Annotated in this window: 12 protein-coding genes and 3 riboswitches; of the genes, 10 read left to right on the forward strand and 2 right to left on the reverse strand. The window is 72.4% G+C overall.

Translation table 11 applies throughout. The features are described from left to right. Nucleotides 1-20: 20 nt before the first annotated feature. A riboswitch (cobalamin riboswitch) is annotated at nucleotides 21-96 on the reverse strand. Nucleotides 97-234: 138 nt separating this feature from the next. Next, nucleotides 235-308, forward strand: a riboswitch (cobalamin riboswitch). 185 nt (nucleotides 309-493) lie between these two features. The 10 genes from ACIGO6_RS06065 (at nucleotide 494) to ACIGO6_RS06110 (ending at nucleotide 13,574) form a co-directional block, all read left to right on the forward strand. Continuing rightward, a complete protein-coding gene (locus tag ACIGO6_RS06065; protein WP_399871973.1) occupies nucleotides 494-3,220 on the forward strand; it encodes a prenyltransferase/squalene oxidase repeat-containing protein in 2,727 nt (908 codons plus the stop codon). Further along, nucleotides 3,217-4,158, forward strand: coding sequence for a hypothetical protein (locus ACIGO6_RS06070; protein ID WP_399871976.1), 942 nt, complete (start codon nucleotides 3,217-3,219; stop codon nucleotides 4,156-4,158). Before ACIGO6_RS06065 ends, ACIGO6_RS06070 begins: the two co-directional genes overlap by 4 nt. Next, entirely contained in the window at nucleotides 4,155-5,321 is a 1,167-nt protein-coding gene (locus ACIGO6_RS06075) for an energy-coupling factor transporter transmembrane component T (RefSeq protein ID WP_399871979.1), read from the forward strand. The genes ACIGO6_RS06070 and ACIGO6_RS06075 overlap by 4 nt, the downstream gene beginning before the upstream one ends. After that, nucleotides 5,318-6,925 carry an ABC transporter ATP-binding protein gene (locus ACIGO6_RS06080; protein WP_399871982.1) on the forward strand — a complete coding sequence of 536 codons (1,608 nt, stop codon included), beginning with the start codon at nucleotides 5,318-5,320 and terminating at the stop codon, nucleotides 6,923-6,925. The genes ACIGO6_RS06075 and ACIGO6_RS06080 overlap by 4 nt, the downstream gene beginning before the upstream one ends. Further along, nucleotides 6,922-7,740: an ECF transporter S component gene (locus ACIGO6_RS06085; protein WP_399871984.1), complete on the forward strand. Its 819-nt coding sequence runs from the start codon at nucleotides 6,922-6,924 to the stop codon at nucleotides 7,738-7,740. Before ACIGO6_RS06080 ends, ACIGO6_RS06085 begins: the two co-directional genes overlap by 4 nt. A gap of 55 nt (nucleotides 7,741-7,795) precedes the next feature. Then, nucleotides 7,796-7,977, forward strand: a riboswitch (cobalamin riboswitch). A gap of 182 nt (nucleotides 7,978-8,159) precedes the next feature. Then, complete coding sequence (locus tag ACIGO6_RS06090) at nucleotides 8,160-9,683, forward strand: CoA-acylating methylmalonate-semialdehyde dehydrogenase (RefSeq protein ID WP_399871987.1); 1,524 nt, start codon at nucleotides 8,160-8,162, stop codon at nucleotides 9,681-9,683. 6 nt (nucleotides 9,684-9,689) lie between these two features. Beyond that, nucleotides 9,690-10,838, forward strand: coding sequence for an acyl-CoA dehydrogenase family protein (locus tag ACIGO6_RS06095; protein ID WP_399871989.1), 1,149 nt, complete (start codon nucleotides 9,690-9,692; stop codon nucleotides 10,836-10,838). Next, nucleotides 10,835-11,902, forward strand: a complete 1,068-nt coding sequence (locus tag ACIGO6_RS06100) for an enoyl-CoA hydratase/isomerase family protein (protein ID WP_399871992.1) — start codon at nucleotides 10,835-10,837, stop codon at nucleotides 11,900-11,902. Before ACIGO6_RS06095 ends, ACIGO6_RS06100 begins: the two co-directional genes overlap by 4 nt. Beyond that, on the forward strand, nucleotides 11,899-12,798 hold the full coding sequence (gene mmsB / locus ACIGO6_RS06105) for a 3-hydroxyisobutyrate dehydrogenase (protein WP_399871995.1): 900 nt from the start codon (nucleotides 11,899-11,901) through the stop codon (nucleotides 12,796-12,798). Before ACIGO6_RS06100 ends, mmsB begins: the two co-directional genes overlap by 4 nt. Next, nucleotides 12,795-13,574, forward strand: a complete 780-nt coding sequence (locus tag ACIGO6_RS06110) for an enoyl-CoA hydratase (RefSeq protein WP_399871997.1) — start codon at nucleotides 12,795-12,797, stop codon at nucleotides 13,572-13,574. Before mmsB ends, ACIGO6_RS06110 begins: the two co-directional genes overlap by 4 nt. A 109-nt stretch (nucleotides 13,575-13,683) precedes the next feature. Here ACIGO6_RS06110 and ACIGO6_RS06115 read toward each other — a convergent pair whose 3' ends face one another. Both ACIGO6_RS06115 and ACIGO6_RS06120 read right to left on the reverse strand, forming a co-directional pair. Continuing rightward, nucleotides 13,684-14,001 carry a hypothetical protein gene (locus ACIGO6_RS06115; RefSeq protein ID WP_399872000.1) on the reverse strand — a complete coding sequence of 106 codons (318 nt, stop codon included), beginning with the start codon at nucleotides 13,999-14,001 and terminating at the stop codon, nucleotides 13,684-13,686. A 96-nt stretch (nucleotides 14,002-14,097) separates the two neighbouring features. Next, nucleotides 14,098-15,540 carry a short-chain fatty acyl-CoA regulator family protein gene (locus ACIGO6_RS06120; protein WP_399872002.1) on the reverse strand — a complete coding sequence of 481 codons (1,443 nt, stop codon included), beginning with the start codon at nucleotides 15,538-15,540 and terminating at the stop codon, nucleotides 14,098-14,100. Nucleotides 15,541-15,588 lie beyond the last annotated feature (48 nt).

Below are 15,588 nucleotides of genomic sequence, written 5' to 3' on the forward strand. Positions count from 1 at the left end.
TCCAAGGTGCTGTGCCGCCTGGGCATTCGGGCTCGGAACGGCCCCCTGCCGTCCCACACCGCTGCGCGTCAGCCCCGGACTCCCACCGGGTTCCCCCACTCGGCAGACCGGGACGGTACCCGACGCGCATCGAGGCCACCAGAGGTGCCCCGCGCCGACCCGTGTGCCGCCCCGGGGCCGCCTTGACGCCTTCGGTGAACCGTGCTCAAATCCGGTCGATACGCCTTGAGTTCCAGGGGAAGCCGGTCGAAGTCCGGCGCTGACCCGCAACCGTGGGCCCGGCAGGTGCCGGGCGAGCCGGAATGCCTGGAGCGTTCATCAGCAACAGACGCCGTCGCGGACTACGGCGTGGTGCGACCGGCTTCGGTACGTGGGTTACGTCCCGTCCCGGAGCCCTCACCCACGTCACCGTCCGCGCCGGGCAGGCAACGAGGGGGTCGCGGTGGGGAGCGAGCAGCGAAGAGACGGGCGGGTGGGAGCGAGACCCGGCCCGGTGACGGCACTGGTGACCGCCTTCCTGGTGCTGACGGCCGCCTGCGTGACCTTCCTCACCACGTCGTCGGCCTCCGCGGACCCGATCGGGGAGTGCACGGCCACCAAGGGCGCGGTCGTCGCGGTCGACTTCGGACCGTTCGGCGGTGACGTCGTGCGCGGCTGCGACCCGACGCCGACCACCGGCTACGAGCTGCTGCACGACGGCGGTTTCGGCACCACGGGCACCGGCCACGACGGCCCGGCCTTCATCTGCCGCATCGGTCACGGCTCGTTCGACGGCGGCACCCAGTACCCGACCCCGGACCGGGACGACTGCGTCCTCACCCCGCCCGCGACCGCGTACTGGTCCTACTGGGTCGCCTCTCCCGGCGACGACGACTGGTCCTACAGCCAGTACGGCGCCATGAGCCGCAATCTCAAGGACGGCGACGTCGACGCCTGGGTGTACGGCGGCACGGACGTGGGCGGCAGCACCGGCAGGCCCGACTTCAGCCCGGACGACGTCCGCGCCGGCGACACCGGCGGCACCCCCGACCCCGGAACGCCGACGGGAGCGCCGGGCGAGGTCGACGCGGAAGCCGCGGCGGCCTGGCTGAAGGGCCGTCTCACCGACGGCGAACGTGTCATCGACGAGGGCAGCGACGTTCCGAACTACCTCCTCACGACGGAGACGGCCTACGCCCTCGCCGCCACCGAGGGCAAGAGCGCTGATCTCGACAAGGTGACGGCCTTCCTCGCCGCCCACGCCGGCGACTACGCCTACCCCAACGGCACCGACGAGGCCCCCGACGCCACCGCCGCCGCCCGGCTGGCGCTGCTGGCCGAGAGCACCGAGGCGGACCCGCGCGCCGTCGGCGGCCACGACCTCGTCGCCGACCTGGCGGCCAACGTGTGCGCCGCCGGGCCCGAGTCCGGCGAACCGACCCCCGGCTGCACCGCGAAGGGCGACTTCCGCAACGCCGGCTACACCGAGGGACAGGCCCTGTCCGTCCTCGCGCTGCTGCGCGCCGGAACGGCACCCGCGGCCGAGACGGTGGACCGGCTGACCCAGATGCAGTGCCGTGACGGCGGAGTGACCAGCGTCCTCATCCGCTCCGGCGAGAACTGCGACGGCGACCCGGCCACCACCGGCCTCGTCGCGCTGACCCTGGACGAAGCGGGCGGTCACGCCGAGGCCGTCGAGAAGGCCCGGACCTACCTGGCCCGGACCCAGCGCGACGACGGCGCCTTCCCCGGCTACACCGGCGCCACCGCCGGCAGCGTCTACGCCACCGCCTACGCCGCCCAGGCCCTGCAGGTCCTGGGGGACATCGAACGCGCGGACGCCGCACTCGGCTGGCTGTCCCGTCAGCAGCTCGACGGGGGAGGCTTCGGCTTCGAGGAGGACGCCACCGACCCGGCGCCCTACCCCACGTCGGTCGCCGTTCTCGCCGGCGCGCGCACCAGCCTCGCCACCCTGACCACGAAGAAGTCCGAGCCGACCGGCCCGCCGACCTCCGAGCCGCCCACCACGTCCCAGCCTCCGACCACGCAACCCGGCACCCCGCCGCCGGGAGAGGGACCCGACCTGAAGAAGGGCGTCGCCTACCTCACCGGCGCCGACCGGCTGAAGCAGGGCCACTACCACCTCTTCGACCCGAACTCCCCCGAAGCCGACTTCGGCCTCACCATCGACACCGCCTACGCGCTCGCCGCCACCGGCCTCGACAACAACAAGCTCCGCGGCATCGTCGACTTCATCGACGGCGGCGGCGAGGACGGTGCGGGAAAGAGCATCCGCGACTACACCGGTGCCGGCACCACCTACGCGCAGGGCGGCGCCATCGGCAAGACCGCGCTCCTCGCCCAGGCCGTCGGACGCGACGCCCGCGACTTCGCCGGTCTGGACCTCATCGACGCTCTCGACAAGAGCGTCTGCACCAAGAGCAGCCTGCCCAAGAGAGGGTGTGCCGCCAAGGGCAACTACAACTACGCCGAGTCCGTGTTCAAGCAGTCCCTCGGAATCATGGCGCAGCTGCGCGCGGGCGAGGACGAGGCAGCCGAGGAGCCGGTCGCCTACCTGGCGAGCCTCCAGCACGAGAGCGGGGCCTGGCCCAGCCTGATCCCGTCGACCGGTGACTCCGACGTCGACTCCACCGCCATCGCCGCCATGGCCCTGGACATGGTCGGCGGCGCCGAGGCCGAGCGAGCCGTCGACCGGGCACTGGCCTGGCTGGCCTCACGGCAGCTGCCCGGCGGTGGCTTCCCGGGCACGGTCGGCATCTCGGTCAACTCCACCGCCCTCGCGGTGCAGGGACTGTCCCTCGACGCCTCCCGGTACGCCGACGAGATCACCGGAGCACGCAAGTTCCTCGCCGCCCAGCAGAATCCCGACGGCGGCTTCAACGCCTCGGCCGACGGGCAGCGCGGCTCCGACCTGCGCGCGTCCGCCCAGGCGGTGAGCGGCGCCACCGGCATCTCCTTCGGCGAGCTGGAGCGCAGCCTGGCCGGTACCTCACCGCAGCCCACCCCGGACCCGAGCGACGGCGTCCCGGACATCGTCACGCCGGGCGACACCTCGGGCGGGTACGGCGCTTCCGGCGGCGGGGGCGGTGGCGGGGGCGCGCTCGCCTCCACCGGCGTCCAGGTCGGACTCCTGGCCGCGATCGCCGCGCTGATGGTGCTGGCCGGGTGGCGCGTCGCGGTCGTGGCCCGGCGCAAGGCCATGGCGGAGGGCGGGCGATGATCGGCTCGCGCCTCGCCGGGACGGCGGCCCGGGCGACGGCGGCCCTGGCCGTGGCTGCCGCCGCGCTCGGTGTCACCGCACCCTCGGCCGCCGCCGACCCCCAGCCCATGGGCCGGTGCACGACCACGTCCGGCGTCGTCCTCGCCGTCGACTTCAGCGACTGGGGCGGCCCGCTGTTCCGTTCCTGCGGAACGACGCCCACCACCGGCTACGAACTCCTCAACCAGGGCGGCTGGCGCACCACGGGCACCGGCCACGACGGGCCGGCGTTCATCTGCCGCATCGGCTACAGCGGGTACCAGAACGGCAAGCAGTTCCCGACTCCGGCCGAGGAAGACTGCGTGCTCACCCCTCCGGCGTCCGCGTACTGGTCGTACTGGCACGCGGACCGGGGCGAGAACACCTGGGAGTACAGCCAGCTCGGCGCCATGCTCTACAAGCCCAAACCGGGCAGCGTGGACCTCTGGGTCTTCGGCGGCACCGACATCGGGGGAACCAAGGGTCGCCCCACCGTCACCCCGGACCAACTGCGCGCCCACAACACCGAGCCGATCGGCGACACGGGCAAGCCGCCCTCCGACGAGAAGGCACCCGAGCTTCCCCCGGACGTCGACACCGGCCCCGCACCGCAGCGGCGCAGCCCCGAGCGCCCCGCACCCACCGCGTCGAAGAAACCGGCTTCCGAGAAGTCCGAGACGAAGAAGGCCGAGCCGAGCAAGAGCGCAAGCGCCACGCCCTCTCCCACGCCCAGCGCCACAGCGACCTCTTCGGCCGTAGCTGCACCGGGCCCGAGCACCAAGGTGGTGGACGCGGCTCCGGCCGCGGACGCCCCGCACGACTCCGGCTCCATCCTGCCCGTGGTCACGGGTGCCTCACTCGTCGTCCTGATCGGCGGCGCCGCCGTCTACGCGGCCCGCCGACGCCGACGCACCGAGTGAGCGGCGTGGCCCGTACGACTGTTCAGGCCCCTGCCGTCCCGTCCGGCGCGTCGCCGGACCGGGGTGGCAGGCGGCTGCCGCGCATCCTGCACCCGATGGCGTGGTGGGTCTGGGCGCTGGCCCTCGCCACCGCCGTCAGCCGCACCAACAACCCACTCCTGCTCTTCCTTGTCCTTGCCGTCCTCGCCTACGTCGTCACCGCCCGGCGCACGGAGGCGCCATGGGCCCGCGGCTTCAAGTACTACCTGTACCTGGCCCTGACCGTCGTGGCGATCCGGGTCGTCTTCCGCGCCGTCTTCGCCACCGGCATCACCCCCCACGACCACTTCCTCTTCTCCCTTCCGCACATCCCCACCCCCGACTGGTACGCGGGCATCCAGATCGGCGGGCCGGTCTCGCTGGAAGCACTGCTGTCGGCGGCGACCGACGGACTGCGCCTGGCGTGCATGCTGTGCTGCATCGGCGCCGCCAACACCCTCGCCAACCCCAAGCGGGCCCTGCGCGTCCTGCCGGGCGCGCTGTACGAGCTGGGCGTCGCCGTCACCGTCGCGATCAGCGTGGCCCCGCAGCTGGTGCAGAGCGTGCAGCGCGTCGTGCGGGCCCGGAAGCTGCGCGCCGGCAACACCAAGGGCATGCGGGCCCTGCGCGGCATCGTCATCCCGGTGCTGGAGGACGCCCTGGAACGCTCGCTGCGCCTCGCCGCCGCCATGGACTCGCGCGGCTACGGCCGTTCCGGACGCGCCACCCCTCGCTCCCGCCGGATGACAGGCGCCTTGATGCTGCTCGGCATGTGCGGCCTGTGCGCCGGCGCCTACGGCCTGCTGGACGCCACCGCGCCCGCCTTCCTGGGCCTGCCCGCCATGGGGTGCGGCGCGCTGCTGTGCGTGGCGGGCCTGCGCCTGGGCGGGCGGCGCGTGACCCGCACCACCTACCGCCCCGACCCCTGGCGCCTGCCCGAGTGGGCCGTCGCCTGCAGCGGCGTCCTGTCGGCGGTCCTGCTCTTCACCAACCTCGGCTACGACCCCGCCCAGCTCAACCCCACTTTCTACCCTCTCACCTGGCCCGACCTGCCCCTCGTACCGACCGCCGCGATCCTGCTCGCCGGCACGGCCGGATTCCTCGCGCCCCCGCCCACTCCCGTCCGGAGAGCCGCCGCCCCGTGATCACCTTCGACCAGGTCACCATCCAGTACGACGACACACCCGAGCCGGCCCTGCGGGACGTCGACCTCACGGTGGACGAGGGCGAACTCTGCCTCGTCGTCGGACACACGGGCGTCGGCAAGTCGACGCTCCTGGGCGCGGTCAACGGGCTCGTCCCGCACTTCACCGGCGGAACCCTCTACGGCCGTGTCACGGTCGACGGCCGGGACACGGCCCACCACCCGCCCCGCGAACTGGCCGACGTCGTCGGAGTGGTGGGCCAGGACCCGATCGACGGCTTCGTCACCGACACCGTGGAGGAGGAGCTCGCCTACTCCATGGAACAGTTGGCGATAGCTCCCGGGACCATGCGCAAACGGGTCGAGGAGACCCTCGACCTGCTCGGCCTGGCCGACCTGCGCCACCGTGCGCTGCACGAACTCTCCGGCGGCCAGCAGCAGCGCGTCGCCATCGGCTCGGTCCTCACCGCCCACCCGCGAGTCCTGGTCCTGGACGAACCGACCTCCGCCCTCGACCCGACGGCTGCCGAGGAGGTCCTCGCCGCGGTCACCCGTCTCGTCCACGACCTCGGCGTCACCGTCCTGATGGCCGAGCACCGTCTGGAGCGCGTCGTCCAGTACGCCGACCGCGTCCTCCACCTCCCCGGTGACGGCCGCGCCCGCATCGGTCCCGCCGCCGAGATCCTGCGCACGTCGGCCATCGCGCCACCGATCGTCGAACTGGGCCGGGCGGCCGACTGGTCACCCCTGCCCCTGTCGATCCGCGACGCCCGCCGTGCGGCCGCCCCCCTGCGCGCCGAACTGGCTGCCCGCACCCCGGACCCCGTCCGCCCGGCCCCGGCCGGCGAGCGGCGCCGGCTCCTGACGGCGCGCGGCATCACCGTCACCTACGGCGGCGTCCCCGCCGTACGGGAGGTCGACCTCGACCTGTACGCGGGCGAGGTGACCGCCCTCATGGGCCGCAACGGCTCCGGCAAGTCCTCCCTCCTGTGGGCCCTGCAGGGGTCGGGCCCGCGCCGCGCCGGGACGGTGAAGCTGGCCGACGGCCCCGATCCGCGCGACGTTCCCGCCACCCGGTCCCGCCAACTCGTCGGACTGGTCCCGCAGACCCCCTCCGACCTGCTCTACCTGGAGAGCGTCAAGCAGGAACTCGACCAGGCGGACACCGAGTCGGGCACCACGACGAAGGCCCGCACCGTCCTGGACCGGCTCGCCCCGGGCATCGACGACGCCACCCACCCCCGCGACCTGTCGGAGGGACAGAAGCTGGCTCTCGTCCTGGCCATCCAGCTGTCCGCGGCGCCCGAGGTCGTCCTCCTGGACGAGCCGACCCGCGGCCTGGACTACCGGGCGAAGACCGCATTGATCGGTGTCGTGAACGCCCTCGCGGCGGAGGGCAGGACGGTGGTGATCTCCACTCACGACGTCGAGTTCGCCGCCCGCGCCGCCGACCGCGTCGTCGTCATGGCCGAGGGGGACGTCGTCGACGACGGCCCGACCACCGACGTCATCGTCTCCTCGCCCGTGTTCGCGCCCCAGACGGCGAAGATCCTCGCCCCGCTGCCCTATCTGACCGTCGACCAGGTGAAGGCGGCCCGACCATGACGACCACCGCCGCCATCCGACTGACCCCACGCGTCGGCGTCGTCATGACCTTGGCGGCGTTCCTCGGTGTCGTCGCCTTCTTCTGGCCGTTCCTGGTCGCCCCCGGGAAGTTCGGCTCGAACTACGTGCCCCCGCTCATCTTCGGCGTGCTCCTGGTCCTCGTCCTGTGCGTGATCCTCTCGGAGATCGCCGAGGGCGGTATCGACTCCAAGGCCCTCGCCATGCTGGGGGTCCTGTCCGCCGTGAACGCGGCCCTGCGTCCGCTGGGCGCCGGAACCGCGGGCATCGAGACCGTCTTCTTCGTCCTGGTCCTGGCCGGCCGGGTCTACGGCCCCGGCTTCGGCTTCACCCTGGGCTGCACCTCCCTGTTCGCCTCGGCCCTCATCACCGGCGGGGTCGGGCCCTGGATGCCGTACCAGATGTTCGGCTGCGCCTTCGTCGGGATGCTCGCCGGTTTCCTTCCCCGGGCCTCGGGCCGCCGCGAGGTGCTGATGCTGGCCGTCTACGGGTCGCTGTCCGGCTATCTCTTCGGCTTCCTCCTCAACCTCTCCTTCTGGCCGTTCTCCCTGGACCCGAACAGCTCCATCGCCTACCTGCCCGGCCTGCCCTTCACCGAGCAGTGGCAGCGCTACATCGCCTTCGACATCGCCACGTCCCTCGGCTGGGACACCGGCCGGGCGGTCACCAATCTCGTGTGCATCCTGCTGGCGGGGCCGGCGGTGCTGACCACCTTCCGGCGAGCCGCGCGCAAGGCCCGCTTCCGCGCTCCCGTGCGCTTCGCCGAACCCCGGACGGCTGATTCCGAACCCCGCTGACCAGCGGTGTCCGTGGCACACGCTCCCGGTACTGGATTTACTAGGACGTCCAACTATATAGTCGCGAGCACAAGGCCCGCGGTGCAGGGAAGCCGGTGTGATTCCGGCACGGTCCCGCCACTGTGACCGGGGAGCACGCCGTCGAGCAGGACGCCACTGACGAGCAGGATGTCGGGAAGGCGGACGGCGTGCGCTGATCTGGGAGTCAGGATACCGGCCGCGGGATGTTCCGTGTTTTCCACGAGGATGGAGCTGACACGCATGGCACCGGTGTGTACCCACGACCCTGGTGAGCCCGCCGTCTGACGGGACTCCGGCCATACGCGATCTCGCGCCCCGGCATCCGTACGCCACTTGCGTGCGCGTGCGCGGACCGGCGTGCGCCATCCCCGGATCCCTCCTGACGAGAGCAGGCAGTCATGGTCCGCGAGCACGAACGCGCCTCCGTGCGCGAGTTGACCCACTTCGTCGGCGGCAAGCGCACCCCGGGCACCTCGGGGTCCTTCGGCGAGGTGTACGACCCCAACACCGGCGAGGTGCAGGCCCTGGTGCCCCTCGCGAACCGCGCCGAGACCGAGGCGGTCATCGCCGACGCGGTCCACGCGCAACGCGAGTGGGGCGAATGGAACCCGCAGCGCCGCGCCCGGGTCATGATGTGCTTCCTCCAGCTCGTCGAGCGGGAGAAGGACGCGCTGGCCCGGCTGCTGTCCGCCGAGCACGGCAAGACGATCGCCGACGCGCACGGCGACATCCAACGCGGGGTGGAGGTCGTCGAGTTCGCGGCGGGCATCCCGCACCTCCTCAAGGGCGAGTTCACCGACAACGCGGGCACCGGCATCGATGTCCACTCCCTGCGCGCCCCGCTCGGCGTGGTCGCCGGGGTCACCCCCTTCAACTTCCCGGCGATGATCCCCCTGTGGAAGGCGGCCCCCGCGCTGGCCTGCGGCAACGCCTTCATCCTCAAGCCGTCCGAACGGGACCCGTCCGTTCCGCTGCGGCTCGCCGAGCTGTTCCTGGAGGCGGGACTGCCGCCCGGCGTCCTCAACGTCGTCAACGGCGCCCGGGAGACCGTCGACACCCTCCTCGACGATCCCCGCGTGGCCGCCCTCGGCTTCGTCGGCTCCACCCCGGTCGCCGCGCACGTCTACGCCACCGCCGCCGCCCGCGGCAAGCGCGCCCAGTGCTTCGGCGGCGCCAAGAACCACATGATCGTGATGCCGGACGCCGATCTCGACCAGGCCGTGGATGCGCTGATCGGCGCCGGGTACGGCTCGGCGGGGGAGCGGTGCATGGCGATCTCCGTCGCCGTCCCGGTGGGGGAGGAGACCGCCGACGCCCTCGTGGCCCGGCTCAAGGAGCGCATCGCCGCGCTGCGGATCGGCCGCAGCGACGACCCCGAGGCCGACTTCGGCCCCCTGGTCGGCCGGGACGCCGTGGACCGGGTCCGCTCCTACGTCGACCTCGGGGTCGAGGAGGGCGCGGACCTCGTCGTGGACGGGCGGGACTTCGTCCTGGAAGGGCACGAGAACGGCTTCTTCGCCGGCGCCTCCCTCTTCGACCGGGTGACGCCCGCCATGCGCGTCTACCAGGAGGAGATCTTCGGCCCCGTGCTGTGTGTCGTACGTGCCGCCGACTACGAGGAGGCGCTGCGCCTGCCCAGCGAGCACACCTTCGGCAACGGCGTGGCGATCTTCACCCGGGACGGCGACACCGCACGCGACTTCACCCGGCGCGTGAACACCGGCATGGTCGGCGTCAACGTGCCCATCCCGGTGCCGGTCGCCTACCACACCTTCGGCGGCTGGAAGCGCTCCGGCTTCGGCGACCTCAACCAGCACGGCCCGGACGCGATCCGCTTTTACACGCGGACGAAGACGGTCACCTCCCGCTGGCCCGCCGGCCTGCGGGAGGGCGCGAGCTTCACGATCCCCACGATGGGCTGAGCGGCCATGAACAGCACCCTGCTCACCGAGGACCAGCAGGCCCTCGTCGAGACCACCCTGGACTTCGCCCAGGACCACCTCGCCCCGCACGCCCTGGACTGGGACCGTGACAAGCACTTCCCGGTGGACGTACTGCGTAAGGCGGCCGGGCTCGGCCTCGGCGGCGTCTACGTCCGCGAGGAGTCCGGCGGCAGCGGCCTCACCCGCTCCGACGGCGTCCTCGTCTTCGAGACCCTCGCCTCCGGCTGCCCGTCCCTCGCGGGCTACCTCTCCATCCATAACATGGTCGCCTGGATGATCGACCGCTACGGCGACGACGCCCAGCGCGAACGGTGGCTGCCGCGCCTGTGCGCCATGGAGGATCTCGCCAGCTACTGCCTGACCGAGCCGGGCGCCGGCTCCGACGCGGCGGCCCTCACCAGCAGGGCCGTACGGGACGGCGACGGCTGGGTACTCACCGGCGTGAAGCAGTTCATCTCCGGGGCCGGGACCTCCCAGCTGTACGTCGTCATGGCCCGCACCGGCACCGAAGGCGCCGACGGCGTGTCCGCGTTCGTCGTCGACAAGGACGACGCCGGCCTCTCCTTCGGACCGAACGAACGGAAGATGGGCTGGAACGCACAGCCCACCCGCCAGGTCGTCCTGGACGGCGTCCGCCTGCCCGCCGACCGGCTCCTCGGCCGCGAGGGCGAGGGCTTCCGCATCGCCATGAGCGGCCTCAACGGCGGCCGTCTCGGCATCGCCGCCTGCTCCCTGGGCGGCGCCCGCAGCGCGCTCGACCGCAGCCTGGCCCACCTCGCCGACCGCGAGGCGTTCGGGCAGCGGCTCCTGGACGCCCAGGCCCTGCGTTTCCGCCTGGCCGACATGGCGACCGAGCTCACCGCCGCACGCGCCCTGGTCCAGCAGGCAGCCCAGGCACTCGACCGGGGCGATCCGCAGGCGCCGTACCTGTGCGCGATGGCCAAGCGGTTCGCCACCGACACCGGCTACTCCGTCGCCGACCGCGCACTCCAACTGCACGGCGGATACGGCTACCTCAGCGAGTACGGCATCGAGAAGATTGTCCGTGACCTGCGCGTCCACCAGATCCTGGAAGGAACGAACGAGATCATGCGCGTCATCGTGGCCCGCGGCCTGACGGAGGCGTTCCGGTGAGCGACGTCCTGTTCCGCACGAGCGGCCGGGCCGCCCACATCGCTCTCAACCGCCCTCGGGCTCTGAACTCCCTCACCCACGACATGGTGCTCCGGATCGACGCGAAGCTCACGGAGTGGGAGCAGGATCCGGCCGTCGAGACCGTCGTCATCACCGGAGAGGGGGAGCGCGGCCTGTGCGCCGGCGGTGACATCCGCGCCATCCACGACGACGCCCGCGACGGGGACGGCAGCGCCTCGGCCGCCTTCTGGCGCGACGAGTACCGCCTCAATGCCCGCATCGCGCGTTACCCGAAGCCGTACGTCGCCGTCATGGACGGCATCGTCATGGGCGGCGGGGTCGGCGTGTCCGCGCACGGCAGCGTCCGGATCGTCACCGAACGGTCGAGGATCGCCATGCCGGAAACCGGTATCGGCTTCGTCCCCGACGTCGGCGGAACCCATCTGCTCGCCCTCGCACCGGGAGAGCTGGGCACGTATCTCGCGCTGACGGGCGGACAGATCGGAGCGGCCGACGCTCTGCTGTGCGGACTCGCCGACCAGTACATGCCCTCCGCCTCGCTCCGGTCCTTCGCCGACGACCTCGCCGAACTGCCGGTGCGCGAGGCCCTCCGGCGTCACGTTCAGGATCCGCCGCCGGGGGAACTCGCCGGCCACAGGAGCTGGATCGACGCCTGCTTCTCCGCCGACACCGTCGAGGAGATCGTCCAGCGGCTCCTCGCGCAGGGCGGCCCGGCCGCCAAGAAGACCGCCGAGACCCTCCTCCTCAAGTCCCCGACCGCGCTCAAGGTCACCCTGGCCGCCGTGCGCCGCGCCCGACGGCTCGGACCGCTGGAGCGCGTCCTCGACCAGGAGTACCGCGTCTCCCTGGCCTGTCTGCACGCCCCGGACCTGGTCGAGGGCGTCCGCGCCCAGGTCATCGACAAGGACCGGAACCCCCACTGGTCGCCCGCGACCCTCGTCGAGGTCACCGACGTGGACGTCGAGCGCTTCTTCGCGCCCCTCGGCGAGCGGGAACTCGGCCTAGCCGACGCAGCCGACACCACCGAGGAGGTGGCCTGGTGAGCCGGACCGTCGCATTCGTCGGACTCGGACACATGGGCGGCCCGATGGCCGCCAACCTGACGAAGGCCGGCCACCGGGTGCTCGGCCACGACCTGGTCCCCGCGGCCGTCGAGGCCGCCGCCCAGGCCGGTGTGGAGCCCGTCCCGTCCGCGGCCGAGGCCGTCGCCGCCGCCGACGTGGTCGTCAGCATGTTGCCCGCCGGACGCCACGTCCTGGGCCTCTACGACGACATCCTCACTGCGGCCCGCCCCGGCACCCTCTTCGTCGACTGCTCCACCATCGATGTCGTCGACGCGCGCACGGCCCATGATCGGGCCATCGCCGCCGGTATGCGGGCGCTGGACGCGCCCGTGTCCGGCGGTGTGGTCGGGGCGGAGGCCGCCACCCTGACCTTCATGGCCGGTGGTGGAGAGGGCGAGTTCGCCGAGGCGCGCCCTCTGCTGGAGGCCATGGGGAAGAAGGCCGTGCACTGCGGTGGCCCGGGCGCCGGCCAGGCCGCCAAGATCTGCAACAACATGATCCTCGGCGTCTCCATGATCGCCGTCAGCGAGGCGTTCGTCCTCGGCGAGAGCCTCGGCCTGTCCCATCAGGCGCTGTACGACGTGGCCTCCACCGCGTCCGGCCAGTGCTGGGCACTCAGCGTCAACTGCCCCGTCCCCGGCCCGGTGCCGACCAGCCCCGCCAACCGCGACTACCGGCCGGGCTTCGCCGCCTCCCTGATGGCCAAGGACCTGGGCCTGGCCGCCAACGCCGTCCGCGAGGGCGGCGTGCACGCGGAACTCGGCCTGCGCGCGGCCGAACTGTACGCGACATACGCCGAACGGGTCGGCGACGCGGAGGACTTCTCCGGCGTCGTACGCACCATCAGGGACCGGAGCGGAGAGACAGCCACATGACCACCGACTACGAGACGATCCTGGTCGAGCGCAAGGGACGCACCGCCCTCCTCACGCTCAACCGGCCGAAGGCCCTCAACGCCCTGAATCTCCAGGTGATGAACGAGGTCGTGGCCGCGACCGAGAGACTCGACCGGGACCCGGACTGCGGCTGCATCGTCGTCACCGGCTCGGCGAAGGCGTTCGCGGCCGGCGCCGACATCAAGGAAATGCAGCCGCAGGGGTACATGGACATGTACCTCACCGACTGGTTCGCCGCCTGGGACCGGCTGGGACAGTTGCGGACGCCGACCGTCGCGGCCGTGTCCGGGTACGCGCTCGGCGGTGGCTGCGAGCTGGCCATGCTGTGCGACATCCTGCTCGCCGCCGACACCGCCGTCTTCGGCCAGCCCGAGATCAAACTCGGGGTGATCCCGGGCATCGGCGGCTCCCAGCGGCTGACCCGCGCCGTGGGCAAGGCCAAGGCCATGGAACTGTGCCTCACGGGCCGCACCATGGACGCCGCCGAGGCGGAGCGGGCGGGGCTGGTATCCCGCGTCGTGCCGGCCGGTGAACTGCTCGGGGAGGCGATGGCGGTCGCCGAGACGGTGGCCGGCATGTCGCTGCCGGTCACCATGATGGCGAAGGAGGCCGTCGGCCGTGCCTTCGAGACGACGCTCACCGAGGGCGTCCGGTTCGAGCGGCGCCTCTTCCACGCGGTGTTCGCCACCGCCGACCAGAAGGAAGGCATGGCCGCCTTCGCCGACAAGCGGCCGCCCGTCTTCCGCCACCGCTGACCGATGCGGAACGCGACGGGCTCCGGAACCGATCCGGGGCCCGTCGCGTTCGACGGTATGACTACTGGAACGGGGAACGGAGGACGTGATGCCCAGACGTCCACAGCCGTCACGCATCACCGTGGGAGGAGTGGAAGCGGTCGCTCTCCCGGTTGCGGAGTACGAGCAACTCCTGGCGAGCCGAAGGCAGATGGGCGGTCAGAGCGCCCGCATCCGGAGCCTGAGCGAGAAGCTGCGAAGAACCGAGCAGCTTCTCGATGACCTGGAAGGACTGGTCGCGGCACCCGAGCCCGTCCGCGGAACCCTTCTGGGCGCCGGGGACTGCTCGGAGGCCGGACGGGCAGACGTCCCCGAGCACGGGACGGAGGCCGCGAAGGACGAGGCCGCCGCCCTGCGCCGAGCCGTCGCCGAGCTGTTGCGCCGCCACCGAGGTACGTCTTCCTGAGGGCTCGGCGCCCTCACGGCACCGCTGCCTGAGGTCTCGGCATGCGCACGGCACCGCTGCATGAGGGCCCCGGCGCCCTCACGGCGCCGTGCTCTCCACCGGATACGGCACGTAGGTCCGCCGGTCCGGATCGACGGCCAGCCGCCCGCCCGCCGGTGGCCGGGCCCGTTGCGCGCAGTCGCGGCGTTCGCAGATCCGGCAGCCGAGACCGATCGGGGTGGCGGCGCGCGGGTCGTCGAGAGCGATGCCCTCGGAGTAGACGAGGCGGTGGGCGTGGCGCAGCTCGCAGCCGAGCGCGACGGCGAACTCGGCGCGCGGTGCGTGATGGCCGAACCCGCCCCGGATGATGGTGCGGGCGACCCAGAAGTACCGCTTGCCGTCGGGCATCTCCGCGACCTGGGTGAGGATTCTGCCGGGCGAGGAGAACGCCTCGTACACGGTCCACAGCGGGCAGGTGCCGCCGAGCCGGGAGAAGTGGAAGTCGGTCGCGGACTGCCGCTTGGAGATGTTGCCGGCCCGGTCGACGCGAAGGAAGGAGAAGGGCACCCCTCGCCGTCCGGTGCGCTGAAGGGTGCTCAGGCGGTGGCAGACCGTCTCGAAGCCGACGCCGAAGCGGGCGGACAGCAGCTCGATGTCGTAGCGCACCTCTTCCGCCACCGTGAGGAAGGCGCCGTACGGCATGAGCAGCGCGCCGGCGAAGTAGTTCGCCAGCCCGATCCGGGCCAGCGCCGCCGACTCCGGCGAGGTCAGCCCCGTGGCACCCGTGACGAGCTGATCGAGGAGTGGCCCGTGCTCCAGCAGGGCGAGCTGCGTGGCGAGCTGGAAGGCGCGCTGGCCGTCGCTCAGCCAGGGGGAGAGGAACAGCAGCCCGGTCTCGCGGGCGAAGCGCCGCGCGTCACCGGCCCGCCCCGGTGCGGCCTGGACGACGCGGACCTGGTGGCGCTCGGCCAGCAGTGCCGTCAGCGGGTCCGCCGCCTTGCCCGGACGCAGGCCGAGTCTCTCGGCGGTCCGCTCGGCCTCGGTGTCGAGGGGCTCGAAGTGGTTGTGGTGGGCGTAGAAGAAGTCCCGCACCTCGTCGTGCGGCTCGGCGAGAGGCAGCAGCGCCTCCGTCGTCCCCGGAGCACCGAGGGCGGCGGCCTGCTCGACCGTGTCACGGTAGCGGCGGTGCAGGGCCACCAGGGCCCGTGCCACCTCGGGGTGGTCGCGCGCGGCCTCGGCGATCTCCTCGGGCGCGAGCGGCGGCACCCCGCACGCCTCGTCGGCCACCGCGGCCCGCAGGTCCGTGGCGAGCCGGTCCTCGTCGGCGTCGGAGAAGAACTCCGCGTCGACCCCGAAGACCTCCGCGATCCGCAGCAGCACGGAGGCGGTGAGCGGGCGCGTGCCCTGCTCGATCTGGTTGGCGTAACTGGTGGAAATGGCGAGGGCACGGGCCATGTCGACCTGGTTCATGCCGTGCTCACGGCGCAGCCGGCGCAGCTTCGCATGGGCGTAGACCTTACGGTCGGCCGCTTCTCGAGGCACGGCGCACATCCTTGTCGCAAGCCGGGAAAGGGGACGTTTCGAGAGCAT

The sequence above is a fragment of the Streptomyces sp. NPDC053750 genome, assembly GCF_044544295.1.
Lineage (GTDB): Bacteria > Actinomycetota > Actinomycetes > Streptomycetales > Streptomycetaceae > Streptomyces.

Coding starts and splice junctions, on each gene's coding strand:
- ACIGO6_RS06070 (WP_399871976.1), top strand. CDS start 3,217: ATGATCGGCTCGCGCCTCGCCGGGACGGCGGCCCGGGCGACGGCGGCC.
- ACIGO6_RS06095 (WP_399871989.1), top strand. CDS start 9,690: ATGAACAGCACCCTGCTCACCGAGGACCAGCAGGCCCTCGTCGAGACC.
- ACIGO6_RS06090 (WP_399871987.1), top strand. CDS start 8,160: ATGGTCCGCGAGCACGAACGCGCCTCCGTGCGCGAGTTGACCCACTTC.
- ACIGO6_RS06085 (WP_399871984.1), top strand. CDS start 6,922: ATGACGACCACCGCCGCCATCCGACTGACCCCACGCGTCGGCGTCGTC.
- ACIGO6_RS06110 (WP_399871997.1), top strand. CDS start 12,795: ATGACCACCGACTACGAGACGATCCTGGTCGAGCGCAAGGGACGCACC.